The sequence below is a fragment of the Flavobacterium sp. GNP010 genome (assembly GCF_056428945.1).
The window spans coordinates 1-760 of sequence record NZ_JBWJVK010000130.1 but is presented as its reverse complement, the minus strand read 5'-3'; the positions used below and the strand labels follow the sequence as shown (position 1 = coordinate 760).

The following is a 760-nucleotide window of genomic DNA, read 5'->3' as shown; positions in this document are numbered from 1 at the left end:
TACTGATGCTAACGGTTGTTCTAAATCAATAACGGTTACTATCAAAGCGGCTCCTACTGAAATCGCTTGCTCTATATCAGGTTCAGATGGGCCATTATGTCCTTCTTCAACTTCTAACAACTATTCAGCTCCAATTAGTGGTAATTATGAATGGAGTATTTCAGGAAATGGATTAATTGCGGGAAGTACAAATTCTCAATCTGTTTCTGTAACTGCTGGTGCTGGTTGTAATTCAACATTTTTATTGTCACTAATCATTACTGATGCCAATGGATGTATTTCGACCTGTACAAAAATTGTTACAGTAGTGGATGATACATTACCGATTGTAACTACGGCCGAAGCGTCTTTAAATCAAACACTTCAATGCAACGATAGAGCAGGCATAACTGCTGCTTTAGCCTTATCGCCCGCCGCCACCGATAATTGTGTGCTTGCCCCAACTAAAATTTTAGTGAGTGATGTTACGACAGCCGATGCTAATTGTGCTAATGCTTACGTGAGAGTACGTACTTGGAATTTTACTGACGGTTGTGCAAACACTTCAGCTAATTTTGTACAAACGATTACTGTCATTGACAATACTGCGCCTACATGGTCTACTGCTGCTACTGCTTTAAATACGACTGTTGAATGCAGTAATACTGAAGCATTAGCCACAGCTCAAACAGCTTTCCCTACTGCTACTGATTTGTGCGATGCTAATGTTACTAATATCAGCAAAGTAAGTGGTGCTTTTGTAGCCTCTGAATCTTGTGCG

At 40.1% G+C, this 760-nt stretch carries 1 protein-coding gene; it reads left to right on the top strand.

Going from position 1 to position 760, the window contains the following annotated elements; all coding sequences use genetic code 11:
• On the top strand, window positions 1-760 hold a 760-nt coding region (locus AC061C_RS15850; RefSeq protein ID WP_478291978.1), incomplete at both ends, for an HYR-like domain-containing protein.